We start from the raw sequence: 16,374 nt of genomic DNA, 5'->3' as shown, positions 1-16,374 counted from the left end.
CTTCCCGCCCCTGCCCCCCGGCACCGGCCCCCCCGCGCCCGCCGGCCCGTCCGCCGCCCCGGCCGACCCGCTCGGCGACATCGTGCGGGCCGCGCTCGACGTCTGCGCCGAGGCCGCGCACCGCGGCCTGCTGCACGCCACGCCCGCCCTGCCCGACCGCATCGCCCGCGCCGGCGCCGAACTGCGGCGCGCGGGCCTGCGCGCCGCCGCCGCCACCCTGGCCGACCTCGCCGCCGCGCTCACCGCCGACGACCCGCACCGCACCGCCGAAGCCTGGGCCACCGCCCACATCCGCCTTCTGGTAACCGCCGAACTCCGCTGACGAGATCCCTTTTCGCTGCGCCGTATCGGACGCCGTTATCGGGCGCCGTCAGCGGGCGCCGCTGTCGAAGGCGGCCAGCATCTCCTTGCTCCAGGTGAGGCGGCCCGAGCGCAGGTCGTCCACGACCGAGCGCACCCAGCCGGTCTCGGCGGCGGTGACCGCCCGCAAGTACTCCGTCTCCAGCATGGTGATGCGCGGCAGGCCCATCTTCTCCTCCTCGCCGAGGCTCGCGTCCAGCCCGGCCAGGTCCTTCTCCAGCGCGCGCAGGCGCTCGTCCAGGACGTCCAGCAGTTCGGACGGCGGCAGCAGCATCATGTTCGACAGCGCCGCCGGGAACTCGGGGAACTCCCGCTTCGGCGCCGCGAGCATCTCCCGCAGCCACGTCCGCGCCGCCTCGCGGCCCGCGCCGGTCACCTCGTAGACGGTCCGCTCCGGGTACTGGCTGCCGCGCTCGGTCTGCCGGACGGCGATCAGCCCGGCCGCGTTCAGCCGGTCGATCGTCCGGTACAGGCTCGCGCGCTGCCCGACGTTGACGACCTGCTCCTTGCCCCACTCCTTGATCAGCCGCTGGATCCCGTACGGATGCAGCGGCCGGGTGTGCAGCAGCGCCAGCACGGTCAGGGCGAGCGGGGAACTGCGGACCGGTGAGCTCATGCACCGATACTAGCTTCAGCTGCACTAGTTGACTTGAAACTAGTTTCAGTGTGACTATGAGGCCATGACGACGCGAGGAGACGACATGACCCCGGTACGGACGGCCCTGGTGATCGGCGGCGGGATCGCGGGCCCGGTGACGGCGCTGGCGCTGCGCAAGGCGGGCATCGACGCGACCGTGTACGAGGCGCACCCCGGCGATTCCGACGGCGGCGCGGCGCTGACCGTCGCGCCGAACGGCCTGAACGCGCTGGAGGTCGTCGGCGCCGGCGCCGCCGTCCGCGCGGCCGGCCGCCCGATCCCCGGCATGGCGATGGGAGACGGCGCCGGCAACCGGTTCGCCGAGTTCGCCGGGCTCCCCGGCCTGCCGCCGAGCCACGTCCTGGCCAGGGCCGACCTGAACCGCGCCCTGTACGACCACGCGGTGGACCACGGCATCAAGATCGAATACGGGAAGCGGCTCACCGGCGTGGAGGAGAGCGCCGACGGCGTCACCGCCCGGTTCGGCGACGGCACCACCGCCACCGCCGACGTCCTGGTCGGCGCCGACGGCATCCGCTCCACCGTCCGCACCCTGATCGACCCGGACGCGCCGGGCCCCGAGTACACCGGCCTCATCGGGATCGGCGGGTTCGCGTCCGGCAGCGGCGTGACCCCCGACCCCGACGTCATGTACTTCGCGTTCGGCGCCCGCGCGTTCCTCGGCTACTGGTGGATGCCGGACGGCCGCGTCGCCTGGTTCAGCAACGTCCCCGAGCCGGACGCGGCCACCGCGTTCGCGTCGCGGAACACGCCGCCCGCCGAATGGCTCGAACGGCTCCGCAGCCTGCACGCCGACGACGTCCCCGGCAACGCGCTGCTCCAGCACAGCCGGGCCGAGGACCTGTTCGTCCTCGGCGGCATCGAGATCATGCCGCGCGTCCCGCACTGGCACCGGGGCCGGATGGTGCTCGTCGGCGACTCGGCCCACGCGCCGTCGCCCAGCTCCGGGCAGGGTGCCTCACTGGCGATCGAGAGCGCGCTCGAACTGGCCCGCTGCCTGCGCGACCTGCCCGGCCCGTCCGCCGCGTTCACCGCCTACGAGAACCTGCGGCGCCCGCGCGTCGAGGCGATCGCCGCGGCCGCCGCGCAGACGAACAAGGAGAAGTCGGCCGGCGGACCGGCGGGGCCGGTCGACCCGGAGCAGATGTTCGGATTCGTGCAGCGGTTCCGCGTCGACTGGGACGAGCGCGTCGCCGGCTGATCACGCACGGCAGGTCAGGGGCCGCCCGCCGTTGTAGTCGACCATCTCCAGCAGGGCCGTGGCGGTGTCGATCTCGCCGCCCGGCTCCAGGCCGTCCAGCTCGGCGTACGCCCGGTGCAGGTTGCCGACGATGCGCTCGGCGTCGGTCAGCTCCGCGTAGGGGCCGAGGCCGGTCTCCCGGGCGGCCTCCAGCGGCGCGAGCCCGGCGGCCTTGGCCTCCGCCGCCGTCACCTGCACGAACCGCAGGTAGCCGAGGACGCGGCCGATCAGCTCCGGGCCCGCGACCGGACCGTGGCCCGGGACGATCGTCGCCGCGTCCAGCGGCGCGACGACCTGCTCCAGCACCGCGATCGCGCCCGCCACCGAGCCCTGCATCACGAACGGGGTGCCGCCGTTGAACAGCAGGTCGCCGCAGAACAGCACGCGGCGCTCGGGAATCCACACGATCGAGTCGTTGGTCGTGTGCGCGGCGGTGCCGACGTGCCGGACCTCGCAGCGCAGCTCGTCCGACCAGAGCGTCACACCGTCGGCGTAGGTGAGGAACGGCGGCTCGATCTCGACGCCGCCCCAGTCGACCTTCGTCCAGAACGGCTCGTCGAACGGCCTGCCCCACGCGAGCGCGTTCTCGCGGGTCCGCTCGTGCCCGACGATGGTCGCGCCCGGGAACAGGTAGTTGCCGAAGGTGTGGTCGCCGTGGTGGTGGGTGTTCACCAGCGTCCGGACGGGACGGTCGGTGACGCGGCCGATCGCGTCGAGGTAGGCGCGGGTGCGGCGCTCGGTCGAGCACGCGTCGACGCTGATCACACCGCGCTCGCCGGCCAGGAAGCCGGTGTTGTTGATCCACCAGGTGCCGTCGGGCTGGACGTAGGCGAACACTCCGTCCGACACCTCCTCGAGCCGGGGCTCGCCGGGGCCGTCGCGTCCGGGCGCGTCGCTCATGGGACCTCCCTCGTCCGGGACGTACCCTACGAGGCCCCGCGACGCCCTGCCAGGATCTACGCGGCCCGCTCGATCCGGAGCGTCTCCACCCACCGGGGCGGGTCGGGCGCGCCGTCGCCGACCAGCGCGGCGATCAGCCGGCAGGACGGCGACTCCGCGGGCCACGGCGTGTACCCGTCGGTGAGGACGATCACCACCTGCGGGCGGTCGCGCTCCGCGAGCGCCCGCGCGATCCCGACCCGCATGTCGGTGCCGCCGCCCCCGCCGAGCTCGACCTGCCCGGCGGACGTCACCCGCGACACCGCCTGCACGTCGGCGTCGCAGGCCAGCACGCTCACCCGGTTGCCGCGCACGCCGACCTCCCGCAGTACCCCGGTGACCTCCGCGATCGCCGCCGCCAGCTCGCCGTCCCCCATCGACCCGGACGTGTCGATCACGATCGCGACGCGGGGGAGCGGGCGGCGCAGGCTCGGCAGCACCACGCCGGGCAGCGCCGGTGTGCGGCGCGACGGCCGCCGGTAGGTGTAGTCGACGGCGCCGCCCGCCCACGCGACCGCCTCCCGCACCGCGCCCGCCAGCACCCGCCGCCAGTCCACGACCGGTTCGAGGACCTGGTCGGCCCACCGCCACCACCCGCCGGGCAGGTGCCCACGCGCCCGCCGGTGCGCGCGCATCGCTTCCGCGGTCGTGCGCCGCAGCGCCTCCGCCTCGGTCGCGCTGACCGACGGCGCGCCCGCCCCGTCCAGCTCCCACGGCATCGGCACGCCGTGCGCGCCCGACCCGCAGTCGTGGTGCGGCTGCGCCGGGACGCCGTTCAGGTACTCCTCGAACATCCGCCCCTCGGGCAGCCCGAAGTCGCGGGGGTGCACCCGGCCGGCGGGCAGCGGCAGCCCGTCGGCGAGCAGGTCGTCGTTGATCTCGCAGTCCTGCGCGATGTTGACCCGCCGGTGGTCGCGCTGGTCGGCGGCCGGGAGCCGGGACGCGCGGCCGTGGTGGTCGCGCAGCAGGTGCGCCGCCTCGTGGATCCACGCGCCCGCCAGCTCCTCGACGGGCGTGGCGTCCACGAACGCGGGGGAGACGTAGCACCGCCAGTGCCGGTCGACGCCCATCGTCGGCAGGCCGTCGCTCGGCACGACCGTCAGCGAGTACAGCGCGGACGCCAGGTAGGGCCGGTCACCGGCGGCCCTGAAGCGGGCGGCGAGCAGCTTCGTCCGGTTCAGCACGGCGGTCACGCGCCCGGCAGGGCGCCGGACAACCGAAGGATGTCGAGGAACGCGTCGATCCCCGGCGGCACTGGCCAGCGGACGTCCCGCAGCGCCGCCAGGTCGGACGCGGCGCGTGCCGCGACATCCGGGACGCCCGCGTCGGCCGCCTTCGCCAGCACCTCCCAGCCCGCCTCCCAGCGCTTGCGGGTGCAGTCGCCCTGCACCGAGGAGACCACCGCGGTCAGGAACGCGAGCTGCCGGTCGCCGCGCTCGGGCAGCGCGAACGCCTTCGGGTCGGCCAGCACCCGGTCGGGGTCGGGCAGGTCCAGCTCCTCCAGGTAGGAGAGCAGCTCGATGCCCGCGCCGTCGCCGATCGCGCCGGCCACCGCGGCGGCCACCGCGTCCTGCCCGGCGCCCGTCGCGTACCCGGTGGCCAGCAGCCGCAGCGCCATCTCCCAGCTGCGCGGCGACGGCCACGGGCCGCCCCGCGCCTCGGCGTCCTCCGGCAGGTGGTGCGCCAGGCCCGGACGCGCCGTGAGGAACCCCGAGACCGCGCCGCGCGCGCGGGCGATCGCGGCGGACGCCTTCGACCCGTCCACCACCGGGACGGTGAGCTCCGGCCACGTCCCCGCCATCCCGCGCGCCACCGTGCGCGGGTCGTGCGTCCAGTGCAGGTGGACGAACCGGTTCGCCAGCGGCGGCGACAGGTGCCATCCGTCCGCCGCGCTCGCCGGCGGGTTCGCCGCCGCGACGACCCGGACCGGCTCCGGCAGGCGCAGGCTGCCCACCCGCCGCTCCAGCACGACCCGAAGCAGCGCCGCCTGCACCGCCGGCGGCGCCGACGACAGCTCGTCGAAGAACACGACGCCGCGGCCCGCGCGCGCGAGGCGCACCGCCCAGTCCGGCGGCGCCATCGGCACCCCGGTCGCGGCCGGGTCGTCCCCGATGATCGGCAGCCCGGCGAAGTCGGACGGCTCGTGCACGCTGGCGATGACCGTCTCCAGCGGCACCCCGAGGCCCTCCGCGAGCCGCTCCATGCCCGCGGACTTGCCGATGCCCGGCTCGCCCCACAGCAGCACCGGGATGTTCGCCGACACCGCCAGCGCGAGCGCCTCCAGCTGCACGCTGCGCGCCGGCTCGGCCCGCCAGGCGGCGGCCCGCCGGTTCAGCTCGTCCGCCGCGTCGAGCGGCCCCGTCACGGTCTCGGTGGTCACAGCAGGGACTCCAGATCCTCGCGCTTCGCTCGCTTGATCGCCTTCGCCAGCGTGTCCGGACGACCGGCCGCCCGCGCGGCGCCGTCCGGCGTTTCCGTGCCCGCCCCCGCGTCCAGCAGCGCCCGCACCAGGCCGGGGGAGCCGTTGTTCATCACCGCGACCAGGAGCGGCGTGCACCCCTCGTGCTCGGTGGCGTCGATGTCCAGGCCGGCGTCCAGCAGTCGTGGCAGCAGCACCTCGTGGTCCATCGCGTAGAGGGCGTGCAGCAGCGTCCAGCGGCGCCCGTCGCGGACACGCGGGTCGAGGCCCGCGTCCAGCAGCCGCAGGACGCCCGCGGTGTCGCCGTGCGCCGCCCGCAGGAACACTTCCCGGCGGTGCGCGCGCAGCGCGCGCGGCAGCCATCCCGTTCCCGCCGTCCACGTCCGGTGGGCGACGAAGCAGCCGTTCACGGTGCCGCCGAACGCCCCGAGCGCCTGCTCCCGGCGCCGCTCCTCATCGCCGTGCGGGATCTCCAGGCCGCCTCCGCCGGAGCGGACGAGGTGCCACTCACCCTGGCAGCGCACCCGGACCGGCGGCGGGGGCTCCGCGAGGGGTGGCCCGGCCGGCCGGGCCGGGGCCGGGGCCTCGGGGAACAATGCGGACCGCACGAGCGGATGCAGCTCGTCCGGCGCGATCATCCCGGCGCGCAGCAGGGCGAGATCGGGAAGGGCGTGCCAGCAGCCCGGGGACGAGCGGCGCCGCATGGACTCCTCACGGGACGCCACCCACATCAGCGGGCGCCGATGCCGTCCTCCCGCCTCCACGTGCAGGCCGAAGTGGTGATCGGGGAGGCGGATCGACAGCGACGCGGGGCCGTCGCCGGTCAGGCGCTCGATCTGGTGCGCGAGCATGGGCGCGCGTCCGGCCAGCATGGCGAGCCTGGACCAGGTCTGCCGCTCGGTCGGGCGCCCGCCGGGCCGCTCCTCCACGATCACTCCGATGCCGGCCACGGCGAAGGCGGCGGCCGTGGCCTCGTCGCCGCCGTCCGGCCGCTCGGCGAGCAGCGCGGCCCACTCGCTGCGGGCCGCGCGGTCGCCCGCATCCGAATCGGACGCGCCCGGATCGGACGCGGGCAACTCGGCGAGATCGCGGGGCGTGCCGTCCGCGGCGAAGAACGGCGCGCGGACGTCGCCCCCGTAGTGGCCGAGCAGCCCGCGGTGGTGCCGGTCGTCGAACAGGTACGGCACGACCGACCAGTCCGCGGACTCACGGACCGTGGTGCCGAACTCCAGTGCCAGCCGCTGCGGGGCCGACGGCGAGGGCGGTGCCGCGACCGCGAGCACCGGCGCCGGTCCCCGCCCGCCCGTCCCGTACCTGCCGAGGACCGCCCGGAACCCGGAGGTGAGCGCGGTGAGGCCGCCGCGGCCGGTCACGTCCCGGGGCAGATGCCAGTGCAGCAGGTCGGGGACGAGGTGGCGCAGGTCGTCCTCAAGCCGCGCCGACACGTCCGTGCCGAACTCGCGGCCGACGTCCGCCGTGTCGAACGCGACGTCGACGTTCGCCGCCGCGCAGGCGCCGCGCCAGTCCCCAGCCAACCGCCGCTCGGCGGCCCGCTCGATCCACCCGCGCGGCACCGCGTACCGGCGGACCTGGCGCCACGTCCGCAGGGACACGGGAAACAAGAGGCCCTGACCTGGACGCATCAACGGTGCACGCCCGCGATCGCGTGCACGTCGGGGTGCTCGGTCACCGGGCGCAGCCGAAGGCGGGCCGCCAGTTCGTCGGGGCGAGGGGGCTCGCCCTCGACCGGCGGTCGCGGCTCATCGGCCCGCGCAACGGCCGTCACTGCTCTCCCTCGCCCCCGTCGGCCGGATCCGGGGCGGAGCCGGCCGGATTCGAACCGGCGTCCCCCAACATGCGGTATCGGTGCGTCGACCTCTGCGCTACAGCCCCGCCACCGGCAGCGTAACGGAACCATCCCGGCGAACCACCCGAATTTCGGTGATCTTCACGGCCCGCCGAGCAGCGGTTCGAGGTCCTTGCGCCCGCAGTACCGGACGAGCCGCCCGAACGTCCCCCGGATGCCGCCTCCGAACGCCTCCGCGTCCCGGCTCGCGCCGGCCTCCAGCAGGTCGCGGACGGCCGCCGGCGAGCCGTGGCAGGCGACCGCCGTGGACAGCGGCGTGCGGTCCACCCGGTCGCGCGCGTCCACGTCGAGGCCGGCCGCCAGCAGCCGCGGCAGGATCAGGCGGTGGTCCATGGTGTGCAGGCGATGCAGCAGGGTGCGTCCTTCGCCGTCGCGCACGCGGGGGTCCATTCCCGCGTCCAGCAGGCGCAGCACGCCCGCCGTGTCGCCGTGCAGCGCCCGCAGGAACAGTTCGCCGCGCTGGCGCCGCAACTCGCGGGGCAATCGGCCGCGGGCCGTGCGCCACATCTCCCGGACGGCGAAGCAGCCGGAGACCTCGCCGCCGAGCGCGCGCAGGGCCTGCTCGCGCCGATCCTCGTCCGCGCCGTGCGGCCCTGACAGCGCGCCGCCGGACCAGCGGACCTCGTGCCACTCGCCCTGGCAGCGGACCCGCACGGGTCCGGGTGGTTCCGGATCCGGCGGCCCGGCGGGTCCTGTGGCGGCGGGACGCCCGGGGAACAGCGCGGAGCGGACCAGCGGATGCAGCTCGTCCGGCGCGACCAGCCCGGCGAGCAGCAGATCGGCGTCGGGGAAGTGCCGCCAGTGGTCCGGGGCCGCCGAGGTCCGGTACTCCCCGGGCGCCGCGGGCCTCAGCAACAGGCGCCCGCCCTCCGCGCTCGCCTCGGCGGCCACGGTCCCGCGCGGGAGGTACGGCGATCCGAGGACCGCGATGACGGGGTCGGGGCCGTGCCCGGCGGCGAGGCGGCGCATCCGGGCCGCCAGCACCGGCGGACGCCCGACGCGCCGCCGGAGGGTCGCCAGGAACGCCTCGCGCTCGTCCGGGTCCGGTGGCGGGCGGAGCTCGAAGCCGCCAAGGTCGAAGGCCTCGGCGACGTCGCCGTCCTCGAAGCGCAGCATCGACAGCTCCGCGCGCGCCATGGCGCCCGCCGGACCGGGATCGGACGCGGGCGGCTCGCTCCCGGTCAGCGGTGTCCCGTCGGCATGGAAGAACGGGAGCCGGCCGATGCCGCCGTAGTCGTCGATCAGCTCCCCGCAGTGGCGGTCGTCGAACAGGCGCCGCGCGCCCGTCCAGTCGCGTGCCCGCCGGACGTCGGCGCCGAAGACCAGCCGCAGCCGCTGCGGCGCGTCCAGGGACGGCGGTCCCGTCACCTGAAGGACGCGGTCGCCGCCGCCGTACCGGGCGAGGACGAACCTCAGGTGCTCGTCGAAGACGGTCATGTCCCCGGGCCCGCGGGGCAGGTGCCAGCGCAGCAGGTCCGGGACGAGATGCCGCAGATCGCCGGAGAGCCGGCGGGCCACCTCGGGACCGTGCTCGCGCGCGACGCCGTCCAGCGTGAACGCGACGTCCACGTGCGCCGCCGCGCAGGCGCCCCGCCAGTCGCCGGCCCGCCGGTGCCGCTCCGCCTGCTCGATCATCCGGTGCGGGACCCGGTACCGGCGCACCCGCTGCCAGGCGCGCAGCCACGCCGCCGGTATCGGCGCACCGGCGGCGGGCGCATCGGACGCCACCCGCACCTCCATCGCCGGACCGAGGGCAGGACCGGCCGGAATCGAACCGGCGTCCTCCGCCGTGCAGGCGGTGCGTCGACCTCTGCGCTACGGCCCTGCCGGGCGGCAGCCTAGCCGTCCCGGCGGGACCGGACGACCCGTCACTGCTCCGGCACGGTGGTGAGCAGGTGCGGGCGCGGGGAGCTGCGGCGGGCCGGCGGCTCCTGCGAGCCGGCCGAGCGCAGCACGTCGGCCGCGCCGATGACGGCGGCGTCGCCCGTGTCGTCGCCGATGCGCGCGGCCAGCCCGGTGCGCTCGCGGATCAGCCGGTCCAGGCCGGGCAGGCGGGAGGTGCCGCCGGTCAGCGTGATGCCGACGCCGAGCAGCTCGCCGGAGATCTCCGGGGAGCAGCCGGACAGCCCGCGCTGGATCGCGGTGACGATCTCCGCGACCGGGCCGGCGATGGCGCGCGCGACGTCGGCGGTGGTCAGCACGATGCCGCGCGGCATGCCGGTGGACAGGTCGCGGCCGTGCACCACGGTCTGCCGCAGCGGGCGGCGGCCGATCGGCGGCACCGCGCCGACCTCGAGCTTGGCGGCCTCGGCGCTCGCCGGCGAGATCCGCACGTTGTGCTCGCGCCGCACGAGCGCGACGATCGCCCTGTCCAGGGACGAGCCGCCCACGAGCGCGGTGTGCGAGGTGACGAGCCCGCCGAAGGAGATGACGCCGACGTCGGTGATGTCGGCGCCGATGTCGGCGACGACGACGACCTCCGGCCTGCCGGACGAGGTGAGCCCCATCCCGATGGCGGCCGCGATCGGCGTCGGCACCAGCGTGAGGCGGCGCGCGCCGGCCTGGAACGCCGAGAACTGCAGCGCCCGGTAGTGCACGGACGACATGCCGCTCGGCACCGTCACGACCAGCCGCGGCCGCGCGGTGTAGCGGCGCCCGTGGTGCGCGCGGACGAGGGCGCGCATCAGGTACTCGGCCTCGTCGGTCTCCGTGGGGGCGCCCTCACGGATGGGCCGGACGAGGCGCACGTCCGGGTTGCGGCCGGCCATCTCCTGCGCCGGGAGGCCGAGGGCGAGGATCTTGTCGGTGTGCAGGCAGCGGGCGAGCAGCGACGGCTCGCGCGCGACGACCCCGCGGTCCCTCACATGCATCCGCACGGTCGCGCTCCCCAGGTCGATGGCGGTGTCCCGGCCCGCGAAGTCCCACATCGCGTCCCCCTCCCAGTCGCCCTGCATTCGCAGAGTGCTGATGCCCTCACGACCTGCGGCGATGCCCATCGGCGGGTAAGCGAATCGCAACGTCCCGGCGAACAGGGATCCGGAATATCCGATACGGCGACCGGGGGTCCGGGGCCGCCCGGCCGCCAGTACCGAGCGGGCGTCAAAAGATCATGTGGAGACGGTGTCGCGCCGCCGCGCCGGGTGGCGCCGGGCCGTCCGGCCGCGCCGCGTCCGGACGGCGCCGGCCGCGCGGCACACCCCGTACAGCAGGAACGAGATCGTGGTGACGTACGGGCTGATCGGGACCCCGGCACCGAGCGACAGCAGGATCCCGCCGACCACCGAGACGGTCGCGAGCGCGGTGCTGAGCAGCGGCACCAGCACCGGCGACGCGGTCACCCGCACCGCGGCGGCGGCCGGCGTGCAGATCAGCGCGAGCACCAGCAGCGCCCCCACGACCTGCACCGACACGGCGACGGCGAGACCGAGGACGAGCATGAACCCCACCGACAGCGCGCGCACCGGGACGCCGCGCGCCGCCGCCACGTCCGGGTCCAGGCTCGCGAACGCCAGCGGTCGCCACAGGACCGCCAGGCACACCAGCACGACCGCCGACGTCGCGAGCAGCCACGACAGGCGCGGCGTGTCGATCGCGACGATCTGCCCGGTGAGCAGGCCGAACTTGTTGGCGGCGCGGCCCTTGTACAGCGACAGGAACAGCACGCCGAGACCGAGCCCGAACGGCATCAGCACCCCGATCACCGAACCGCGGTCGCGCGCCCGGGTGCCGAGCGCGCCGATGAGCGCGGCGGCCACCAGCGCGCCCGCGACCGAGCCGCCCGCGACGCCGGCGCCCAGCAGCAGCGCGGCGGCGGCGCCCGCGAACGACAGCTCGCTGATCCCGTGCACCGCGAACGCCAGGTCCCGCATCACGACGAACGTCCCGGCGAGCCCGCCGACCAGCCCGAGCACCGCGCCCGCGATCAGCGAGTTGCGGACGAGCCCGAGCAGCGCGCCGTAGTCGTCGAAGTTGAAGATCTCATGCCACATCGCGCGCCTCCCGGCCCGGCTCGCCGGGCATGTGCAGCACGCGGTCGGCCAGCGGCAGCACCGGCTCGACCTCGTGCGTCACGAACACGACGGCGGTGCGGTGCTCGCGGCGCCGCCGGTCGACCAGCTCGCTGACGATCCGCTGGTGCTCGGCGTCCAGCGAGGCCAGCGGCTCGTCGCAGAGCAGCGCGCGCGGGCCGGACGCGAGCGCCTGCGCGACCCGGACCCGCTGCAGCTCGCCGCCCGACAGCAGTTCGAGGGGGACGTCCGCGAACGCCTCAGCGCCGACGCCGCGCAGCGCCTCGTCGACGCGGCGCCGCGCGTCCTGGCGGGGGAGCCGCGGCCCCCAGCGGTGCCCGTCGACGCCGAGCCGCACCAGGTCGCGGGCCCGCAGCGGGGTGTGCGGCGGGATGCCGCGGTGCTGGGGGACGTAGCCGATGAGGTCGCTGCCACGGCGCGGCGGTCGCCCGCCGACCGTCACCGTCCCGGCCGACAGCCGCCGCAGCCCGAGCAGCACCTTCAGCAGGCTCGTCTTCCCGGACCCGTTCGCGCCGAGGACCACGACGAACTCGCCGGCCGCCACGTCGAGGTCGAGGCCGCTCCACACCGTCCGCTCGCCGTAGCGCAGGGCCGCGCCGCGCATCGCGATCACGACAGCGCCTTCCCGAGCGCGGCGATGGTGCCGTCCATCCAGGAGATGTAGTCCTTACCGGACGGCAAGGTCTCGGTGACGGGCACGACGGCGACGCCGTGGCCCTTCGCCGCTTTCTCGACCTGCTCGGTCTGCGGTCCGCTGGTCTGCGCGTTGTAGACCAGCGCCTTAACCTTCCCGCCGCTGAACAGCCCGAGCGTCTCGCGCATCGTGCGCGGCGCGACGTCGTCGCCCTCCTCGATGGCCTCGCTGAAGTCCTCCGGCGTCTCGTTGCGCAGCCCGGCCGCCTCCAGCAGGTAGAGCGGGACGGGTTCGGTGATGGCGACGCCGTCACCCGCATGAGCGGCCTTGAGCGCCGCGACCTTGCCCTCCAGGTCCTTCAGCTTGGTCTTGAACGCGGCGGCGTTCGCGGTGTACGCGCCGGCGCCGGCGGGGTCGGCCTTGGCGAGCGCGGCGGCCAGCCGGTCGGCCAGCAGCGCCATGGACGGCAGGTCGTACCAGACGTGCTCGTTCAGCTCGCCGCCCCTGGGGGCCGTCCGCCCCGAGATGCGCACCGCGTCGAGGACCTCGGCCTTGGAGCCCGAGGCCCTCAGCAGCGTGCCCATGAAGTCGTCGTAGCCGCCGCCGTTCTCGATCACGACCCCGGCCCGGCTCAGGGCGAGGCGGTTGCGCGTCCCGGCCTCGTAGGAGTGCGGGTCCTGCGCCGGGTCGCTGATGAACGAGGTGACGCGCACCTTGCCGCCGCCGATCGTCCGCGCGATGTCGCCGTACACGTTGGTCGAGGCGACGACCGCCACGGTGCCGCCGGACGACCCCGACGGCCCGGACGACCCGGCCTCGGACGAGGAGCCGCAGGCGGCGAGCGCCAGCGCGGGCCCGACCGCGACGGCGGCGCCGAGGGCGCGCAGGGGGAGAGAGGACATTGGACGCTCCTGAAAATGAAAACGGTTTTCAATGCAACTTAGCATGAAGTGTCCGGATGCGTCCCACGGCGGGAGGAGGCGCTTACCGCGCCGGAAAACACGTCGCCCCCGCGGGCCGCTGTGGCCTACGGGGGCGAGGTCGGAAGGTTCTGGGCGGTCAGCGCTTGCGCAGGACGCCGCCGTACTCGTAGATGCCGGTGTCCTGCTTGGAGGCGCCCTCGTACCGGCGCAGTTCCTCGGGGACGGGCGCGAGCGGCGGCTGCAGGTCCATCGGGCGCCAGTCGACCAGGTTGCACAGGCCCGGCTCCACCGGGTCGAAGTCCGACAGCAGCGCGTCGATCTCGCCGGGCGTGCGGGTCTGCCAGGGGATCCCGGCGCCGGTGACCTGCGCGGTCATCTCCGCGCTGCGCACCGGGTCGTCGCAGGCCACCTGCGAGAACGTCAGGTGGCTGCCGGGCGCGGCGCGGTCCATGACGGCGCGCAGGACCGCCTTCGGGTCGTCGGCGTCGGGCAGGTGGTGCCCGACGGACAGGAACAGCGTCGCCACCGGCTCGCCGAAGTCGATGAGCCGCTTGACGTCCGCGTGCTCGAGGACGGCGCCCTGGTCGCGCATGTCCGCGGTGATGACCGTGGTGCGCTCGTCGCCGGCCAGCAGGGCGCGGCCGTGCGCGAGCACGATCGGGTCGATGTCGACGTAGACGACGCGGGTGTCCGGCGCGAACTGCCGGGCCACCTGGTGCACGTTGGCGTCGGTCGGCAGGCCGCAGCCCATGTCGATGAACTGCCGGATCCCCGCCTCGGCCGTCAGGTACCGGACGGCCCGGTACAGGAACAGCCGGTTCTGCCGGGTGATGTCCAGCCCGGCGGGGTGGTGCTCCAGCTGCCCCCGGATGAACTGCCGGTCGACCTCGTAGTTGTCCTTGCCGCCGAGCAGCCATCCATAGGCCCGCGCCGAGGTCGGCACGTCGTTCGGGATGTCGTCGATCGAAGGCTGCTCATCGCTCACGGCCCGCTCCGCATCTGCGCAGTGAAGGGGGATCGGTGTCGGTTGGAACGGTATACAACTTCGCCGCCCCATGGTGATCGTTTGCCGCCTTCGGTCCCGAGATGCGCCGTGTAACGCGAGGTCATGAACGGCTTGCTTGTGAATTGAGTTTTAGCGTGCTTTCATGATGGACATGGCTCACCTTGCGGTTCGGTTCGCGGCGGGGACGGACATCGGCAGGCACCGGCGCGTGAACGAGGACTCGGCGTTCGCCGGCCCGTCGCTGCTCGCCGTCGCCGACGGGATGGGCGGTCATCCGCACGGCGACGTCGCCAGCGCGACCGTCATCGGGACCATCGCGGCACCGCCCGGTCACCGCGAGCCCGCCGACCCCGCCGGCGCGCTCGCCGCCGCGGTGGCGCGGGCGTCCGCGCGGCTGGCGGAGCTCGGCGACGGCGACCCGCAACTGCGCGCGATGGGGACCACGCTGACCGCCATGGCCTGGGACGGCGCCGGGTTCGCGGTGGCGCACATCGGCGACTCCCGCGCCTACCTGCTGCGCTCCGGCGACCTCTTCCAGATCACCCGCGACCACACGATGGTGCAGACGCTCGTGGACGGCGGCCGGCTCACCGAGGAGGAGGCGGCCAACCACCCGCGGGCCTCGGTGCTGGTCCGCGCGCTGCAGAGCGGCGGCGACCAGCGGCCCGACCTGTTCCGCCGGGACGCCTCGCCCGGCGACCGCTACCTGCTGTGCTCCGACGGGCTGTCCGGCTTCGTCCAGGCCGGCGCGATCCGCGACGTGCTCGCCGGGGCCGACCGCCCCGCCGACGCCGTCGCCCGGCTCATCGCGCTGGCCGACGGGGCGGGCGGCCTGGACAACGTCACCTGCGTCGTCGCGGACGTCGTCGCCGGCCCCGTGGACCCGGGGGAGCAGGCGCCGCTGCTGATCGGCGCGGCGGCCGGGGGCGGCGAGAGGGGACGCCTCGCCCGGCTCGGCCGCCGGCTCCGCCGTGCCTGACCCGCTCCGGGACCGCCGCGCGTTGACGCTGTTCACGGGCGTTCCGCGCGCGGACGGACGTTCCAGAAGATCAAGTAGGGTGGCGGGATGAGCGGCGACCCGGGCGTCACGGCGGGCGACATCGCCCGGCTCGCGGGCGTCGGGCGCGCCACCGTCAGCAACTGGCGCCGCCGCCACGACGACTTCCCGCGGCCCGTCGGCGGCACCGCGGCCAGCCCGCTGTTCTCCCTCGCCGACGTCGAGGACTGGCTGACCCGCAACGGCAAGCCGTTCGAGGTGTCGGCCGGCGACCGCTGCTGGCAGCGGCTGCGCGCGTCCGGCGACGACTTCCGCCTGGCCGACCTGGTCGGCTGGGCGGGCCTGCGGCTCCTGGAGTCGCGCGGCGACACCGCGGCGCAGCCGCCCGGGGACAGTGCGCCCCAGCCGCCCGACGACACTGCGGCGCAGCCGCCCGGGGACACCGAGATGCCGCCGTGGCCGGAGACCGTCCCGCGCGACCCGGGGCTGCCCGCGCTGCTGGACGAGCTGGCGGCCGAGCGCGGGCACCGCGCCGCCTTCGACTTCCTCATCGAGCGGTACGTGCGGGCGCATTCGCGGCGCCTCGACGTCACCCGCCCGGGCGTGGCGCGGCTGATGACCCGGCTCGCCTGCCAGAAGGGCGACCTCGTCCTCGACCCCGCCTGCGGGCTCGGCACGCTGCTGCTGTCGGCGTCCGGTGCCCGGCACGCGCTCGCCCAGGAGAGCGACCCGGCCGCCGCGCGGATCGCCGCCGTCCGGCTGCGGCTCGCCGGGACGCCCGCCGACGTCGTCACCGCCGACTCGCTGCGCAGCGACGGCTTCCCCGGCGAGGTCGCCGACGCCGTCGTCTGCGACCCGCCGTCGGGCGACCGCGCGTGGGGCCACGAGGAGCTGACCGGCGACCCGCGCTGGGAGTACGGGCTGCCGCCGCGCGGCGAGCCGGAACTGGCCTGGGTGCAGCACTGCCTGGCGCACGCCAGGCCGGGCGGCCGGGTCGCGGTGGTGATGCCGCCCGCCGTGGCCAGCCGCCGCCCGGGCCGCCGCATCCGCGGCAACCTGCTGCGCGCCGGCGCGCTGCGCGCGGTGATCACGCTCGCGCCCGGCGGGCCCGACCTGTGGCTGCTGCGCCGTCCCGAGCCCGGCGAGCCGCCGCCCGCCGCGGTCCTGCTGCTGGACGCCGAGGGCGATCTCGACCGCGCCGAACGGGAGTGGCGCCGGCACACGCGCGGCGCGGGCGCGGACGCGGCGGTCCCGGTCATCGACCTGCTGGACGACGAGGTGGACCTCGCCCCGGCCCGGCGCC

15 protein-coding genes, 2 tRNA genes and 1 pseudogene are annotated in these 16,374 nt (G+C 75.6%); 4 read left to right on the top strand and 14 right to left on the bottom strand.

Annotation, left to right across the window (positions count from 1 at the left end):
• Positions 1 to 322: pseudogene (locus ABD296_RS45605) on the top strand (hypothetical protein); the annotation flags it as partial.
• Between the two features lie 48 nt (positions 323 to 370).
• Here the strand turns inward: ABD296_RS45605 and ABD296_RS45600 are convergent.
• Positions 371 to 976 carry a PadR family transcriptional regulator gene (locus tag ABD296_RS45600; protein ID WP_344283397.1) on the bottom strand — a complete coding sequence of 202 codons (606 nt, stop codon included), beginning with the start codon at positions 974 to 976 and terminating at the stop codon, positions 371 to 373.
• A 64-nt stretch (positions 977 to 1,040) separates the two neighbouring features.
• On the opposite strand from ABD296_RS45600, the gene ABD296_RS45595 reads away from it, so the two are divergent.
• The gene (locus ABD296_RS45595; RefSeq protein WP_344283394.1) at positions 1,041 to 2,219 is read left to right on the top strand and encodes an FAD-dependent oxidoreductase; all 1,179 of its coding nucleotides are present in this window, start codon (positions 1,041 to 1,043) and stop codon (positions 2,217 to 2,219) included.
• Here ABD296_RS45595 and ABD296_RS45590 read toward each other — a convergent pair whose 3' ends face one another.
• From ABD296_RS45590 to ABD296_RS45530, 13 genes are all read right to left on the bottom strand, one after another.
• Positions 2,220 to 3,158 (bottom strand): MBL fold metallo-hydrolase, encoded by a 939-nt coding sequence (locus tag ABD296_RS45590; RefSeq protein WP_344283391.1) that lies wholly within the window; start codon positions 3,156 to 3,158, stop codon positions 2,220 to 2,222. It lies immediately after the preceding gene.
• A gap of 56 nt (positions 3,159 to 3,214) precedes the next feature.
• Entirely contained in the window at positions 3,215 to 4,390 is a 1,176-nt protein-coding gene (locus ABD296_RS45585; RefSeq protein WP_344283389.1) for a vWA domain-containing protein, read from the bottom strand.
• Complete coding sequence (locus ABD296_RS45580) at positions 4,387 to 5,577, bottom strand: MoxR family ATPase (protein ID WP_344283387.1); 1,191 nt, start codon at positions 5,575 to 5,577, stop codon at positions 4,387 to 4,389. Before ABD296_RS45580 ends, ABD296_RS45585 begins: the two co-directional genes overlap by 4 nt.
• The gene (locus ABD296_RS45575; RefSeq protein WP_344283386.1) at positions 5,574 to 7,229 is read right to left on the bottom strand and encodes an ankyrin repeat domain-containing protein; all 1,656 of its coding nucleotides are present in this window, start codon (positions 7,227 to 7,229) and stop codon (positions 5,574 to 5,576) included. The genes ABD296_RS45580 and ABD296_RS45575 overlap by 4 nt, the downstream gene beginning before the upstream one ends.
• A 29-nt stretch (positions 7,230 to 7,258) precedes the next feature.
• Complete coding sequence (locus ABD296_RS45570) at positions 7,259 to 7,402, bottom strand: hypothetical protein (RefSeq protein WP_344283384.1); 144 nt, start codon at positions 7,400 to 7,402, stop codon at positions 7,259 to 7,261.
• 34 nt (positions 7,403 to 7,436) lie between these two features.
• Positions 7,437 to 7,509: transfer RNA gene (locus tag ABD296_RS45565), tRNA-Arg, on the bottom strand.
• 55 nt (positions 7,510 to 7,564) lie between these two features.
• The gene (locus tag ABD296_RS45560) at positions 7,565 to 9,211 is read right to left on the bottom strand and encodes a hypothetical protein (protein WP_344283381.1); all 1,647 of its coding nucleotides are present in this window, start codon (positions 9,209 to 9,211) and stop codon (positions 7,565 to 7,567) included.
• 26 nt (positions 9,212 to 9,237) lie between these two features.
• A tRNA-Cys gene (locus tag ABD296_RS45555) sits at positions 9,238 to 9,308 on the bottom strand.
• A gap of 43 nt (positions 9,309 to 9,351) precedes the next feature.
• On the bottom strand, positions 9,352 to 10,437 hold the full coding sequence (locus tag ABD296_RS45550; RefSeq protein WP_344283379.1) for a rod shape-determining protein: 1,086 nt from the start codon (positions 10,435 to 10,437) through the stop codon (positions 9,352 to 9,354).
• Positions 10,438 to 10,590: 153 nt separating this feature from the next.
• Positions 10,591 to 11,472 (bottom strand): metal ABC transporter permease, encoded by an 882-nt coding sequence (locus tag ABD296_RS45545; RefSeq protein WP_344283376.1) that lies wholly within the window; start codon positions 11,470 to 11,472, stop codon positions 10,591 to 10,593.
• Positions 11,462 to 12,115 (bottom strand): metal ABC transporter ATP-binding protein, encoded by a 654-nt coding sequence (locus tag ABD296_RS45540; RefSeq protein ID WP_344283400.1) that lies wholly within the window; start codon positions 12,113 to 12,115, stop codon positions 11,462 to 11,464. Before ABD296_RS45540 ends, ABD296_RS45545 begins: the two co-directional genes overlap by 11 nt.
• A 5-nt stretch (positions 12,116 to 12,120) precedes the next feature.
• Complete coding sequence (locus tag ABD296_RS45535) at positions 12,121 to 13,047, bottom strand: metal ABC transporter solute-binding protein, Zn/Mn family (protein WP_344283373.1); 927 nt, start codon at positions 13,045 to 13,047, stop codon at positions 12,121 to 12,123.
• Positions 13,048 to 13,204: 157 nt separating this feature from the next.
• On the bottom strand, positions 13,205 to 14,053 hold the full coding sequence (locus tag ABD296_RS45530; RefSeq protein WP_344283370.1) for an SAM-dependent methyltransferase: 849 nt from the start codon (positions 14,051 to 14,053) through the stop codon (positions 13,205 to 13,207).
• A gap of 163 nt (positions 14,054 to 14,216) precedes the next feature.
• Here ABD296_RS45530 and ABD296_RS45525 point away from each other — a divergent pair, with 163 nt between their 5' ends.
• The gene (locus ABD296_RS45525; RefSeq protein WP_344283367.1) at positions 14,217 to 15,053 is read left to right on the top strand and encodes a PP2C family protein-serine/threonine phosphatase; all 837 of its coding nucleotides are present in this window, start codon (positions 14,217 to 14,219) and stop codon (positions 15,051 to 15,053) included.
• A gap of 87 nt (positions 15,054 to 15,140) precedes the next feature.
• A partial coding sequence (locus ABD296_RS45520) for an N-6 DNA methylase (RefSeq protein WP_344283364.1) occupies positions 15,141 to 16,374 on the top strand: 1,234 nt, incomplete at its 3' end.

It is taken from the genome of Actinomadura napierensis, assembly GCF_039529375.1.
Lineage (GTDB): Bacteria > Actinomycetota > Actinomycetes > Streptosporangiales > Streptosporangiaceae > Spirillospora > Spirillospora napierensis.
Note: the sequence above shows the minus strand (reverse complement) of the source record. Positions and strands in the feature narration are given on the sequence as shown.

Bases quoted from the DNA above. Each gene is read 5' to 3' on its own strand.
- ABD296_RS45600 (WP_344283397.1), bottom strand. From the start codon at position 976: ATGAGCTCACCGGTCCGCAGTTCCCCGCTCGCCCTGACCGTGCTGGCG.
- ABD296_RS45595 (WP_344283394.1), top strand. From the start codon at position 1,041: ATGACGACGCGAGGAGACGACATGACCCCGGTACGGACGGCCCTGGTG.
- ABD296_RS45590 (WP_344283391.1), bottom strand. From the start codon at position 3,158: ATGAGCGACGCGCCCGGACGCGACGGCCCCGGCGAGCCCCGGCTCGAG.
- ABD296_RS45550 (WP_344283379.1), bottom strand. From the start codon at position 10,437: ATGCAGGGCGACTGGGAGGGGGACGCGATGTGGGACTTCGCGGGCCGG.
- ABD296_RS45545 (WP_344283376.1), bottom strand. From the start codon at position 11,472: ATGTGGCATGAGATCTTCAACTTCGACGACTACGGCGCGCTGCTCGGG.
- ABD296_RS45540 (WP_344283400.1), bottom strand. From the start codon at position 12,115: ATGCGCGGCGCGGCCCTGCGCTACGGCGAGCGGACGGTGTGGAGCGGC.
- ABD296_RS45535 (WP_344283373.1), bottom strand. From the start codon at position 13,047: ATGTCCTCTCTCCCCCTGCGCGCCCTCGGCGCCGCCGTCGCGGTCGGG.
- ABD296_RS45525 (WP_344283367.1), top strand. From the start codon at position 14,217: ATGATGGACATGGCTCACCTTGCGGTTCGGTTCGCGGCGGGGACGGAC.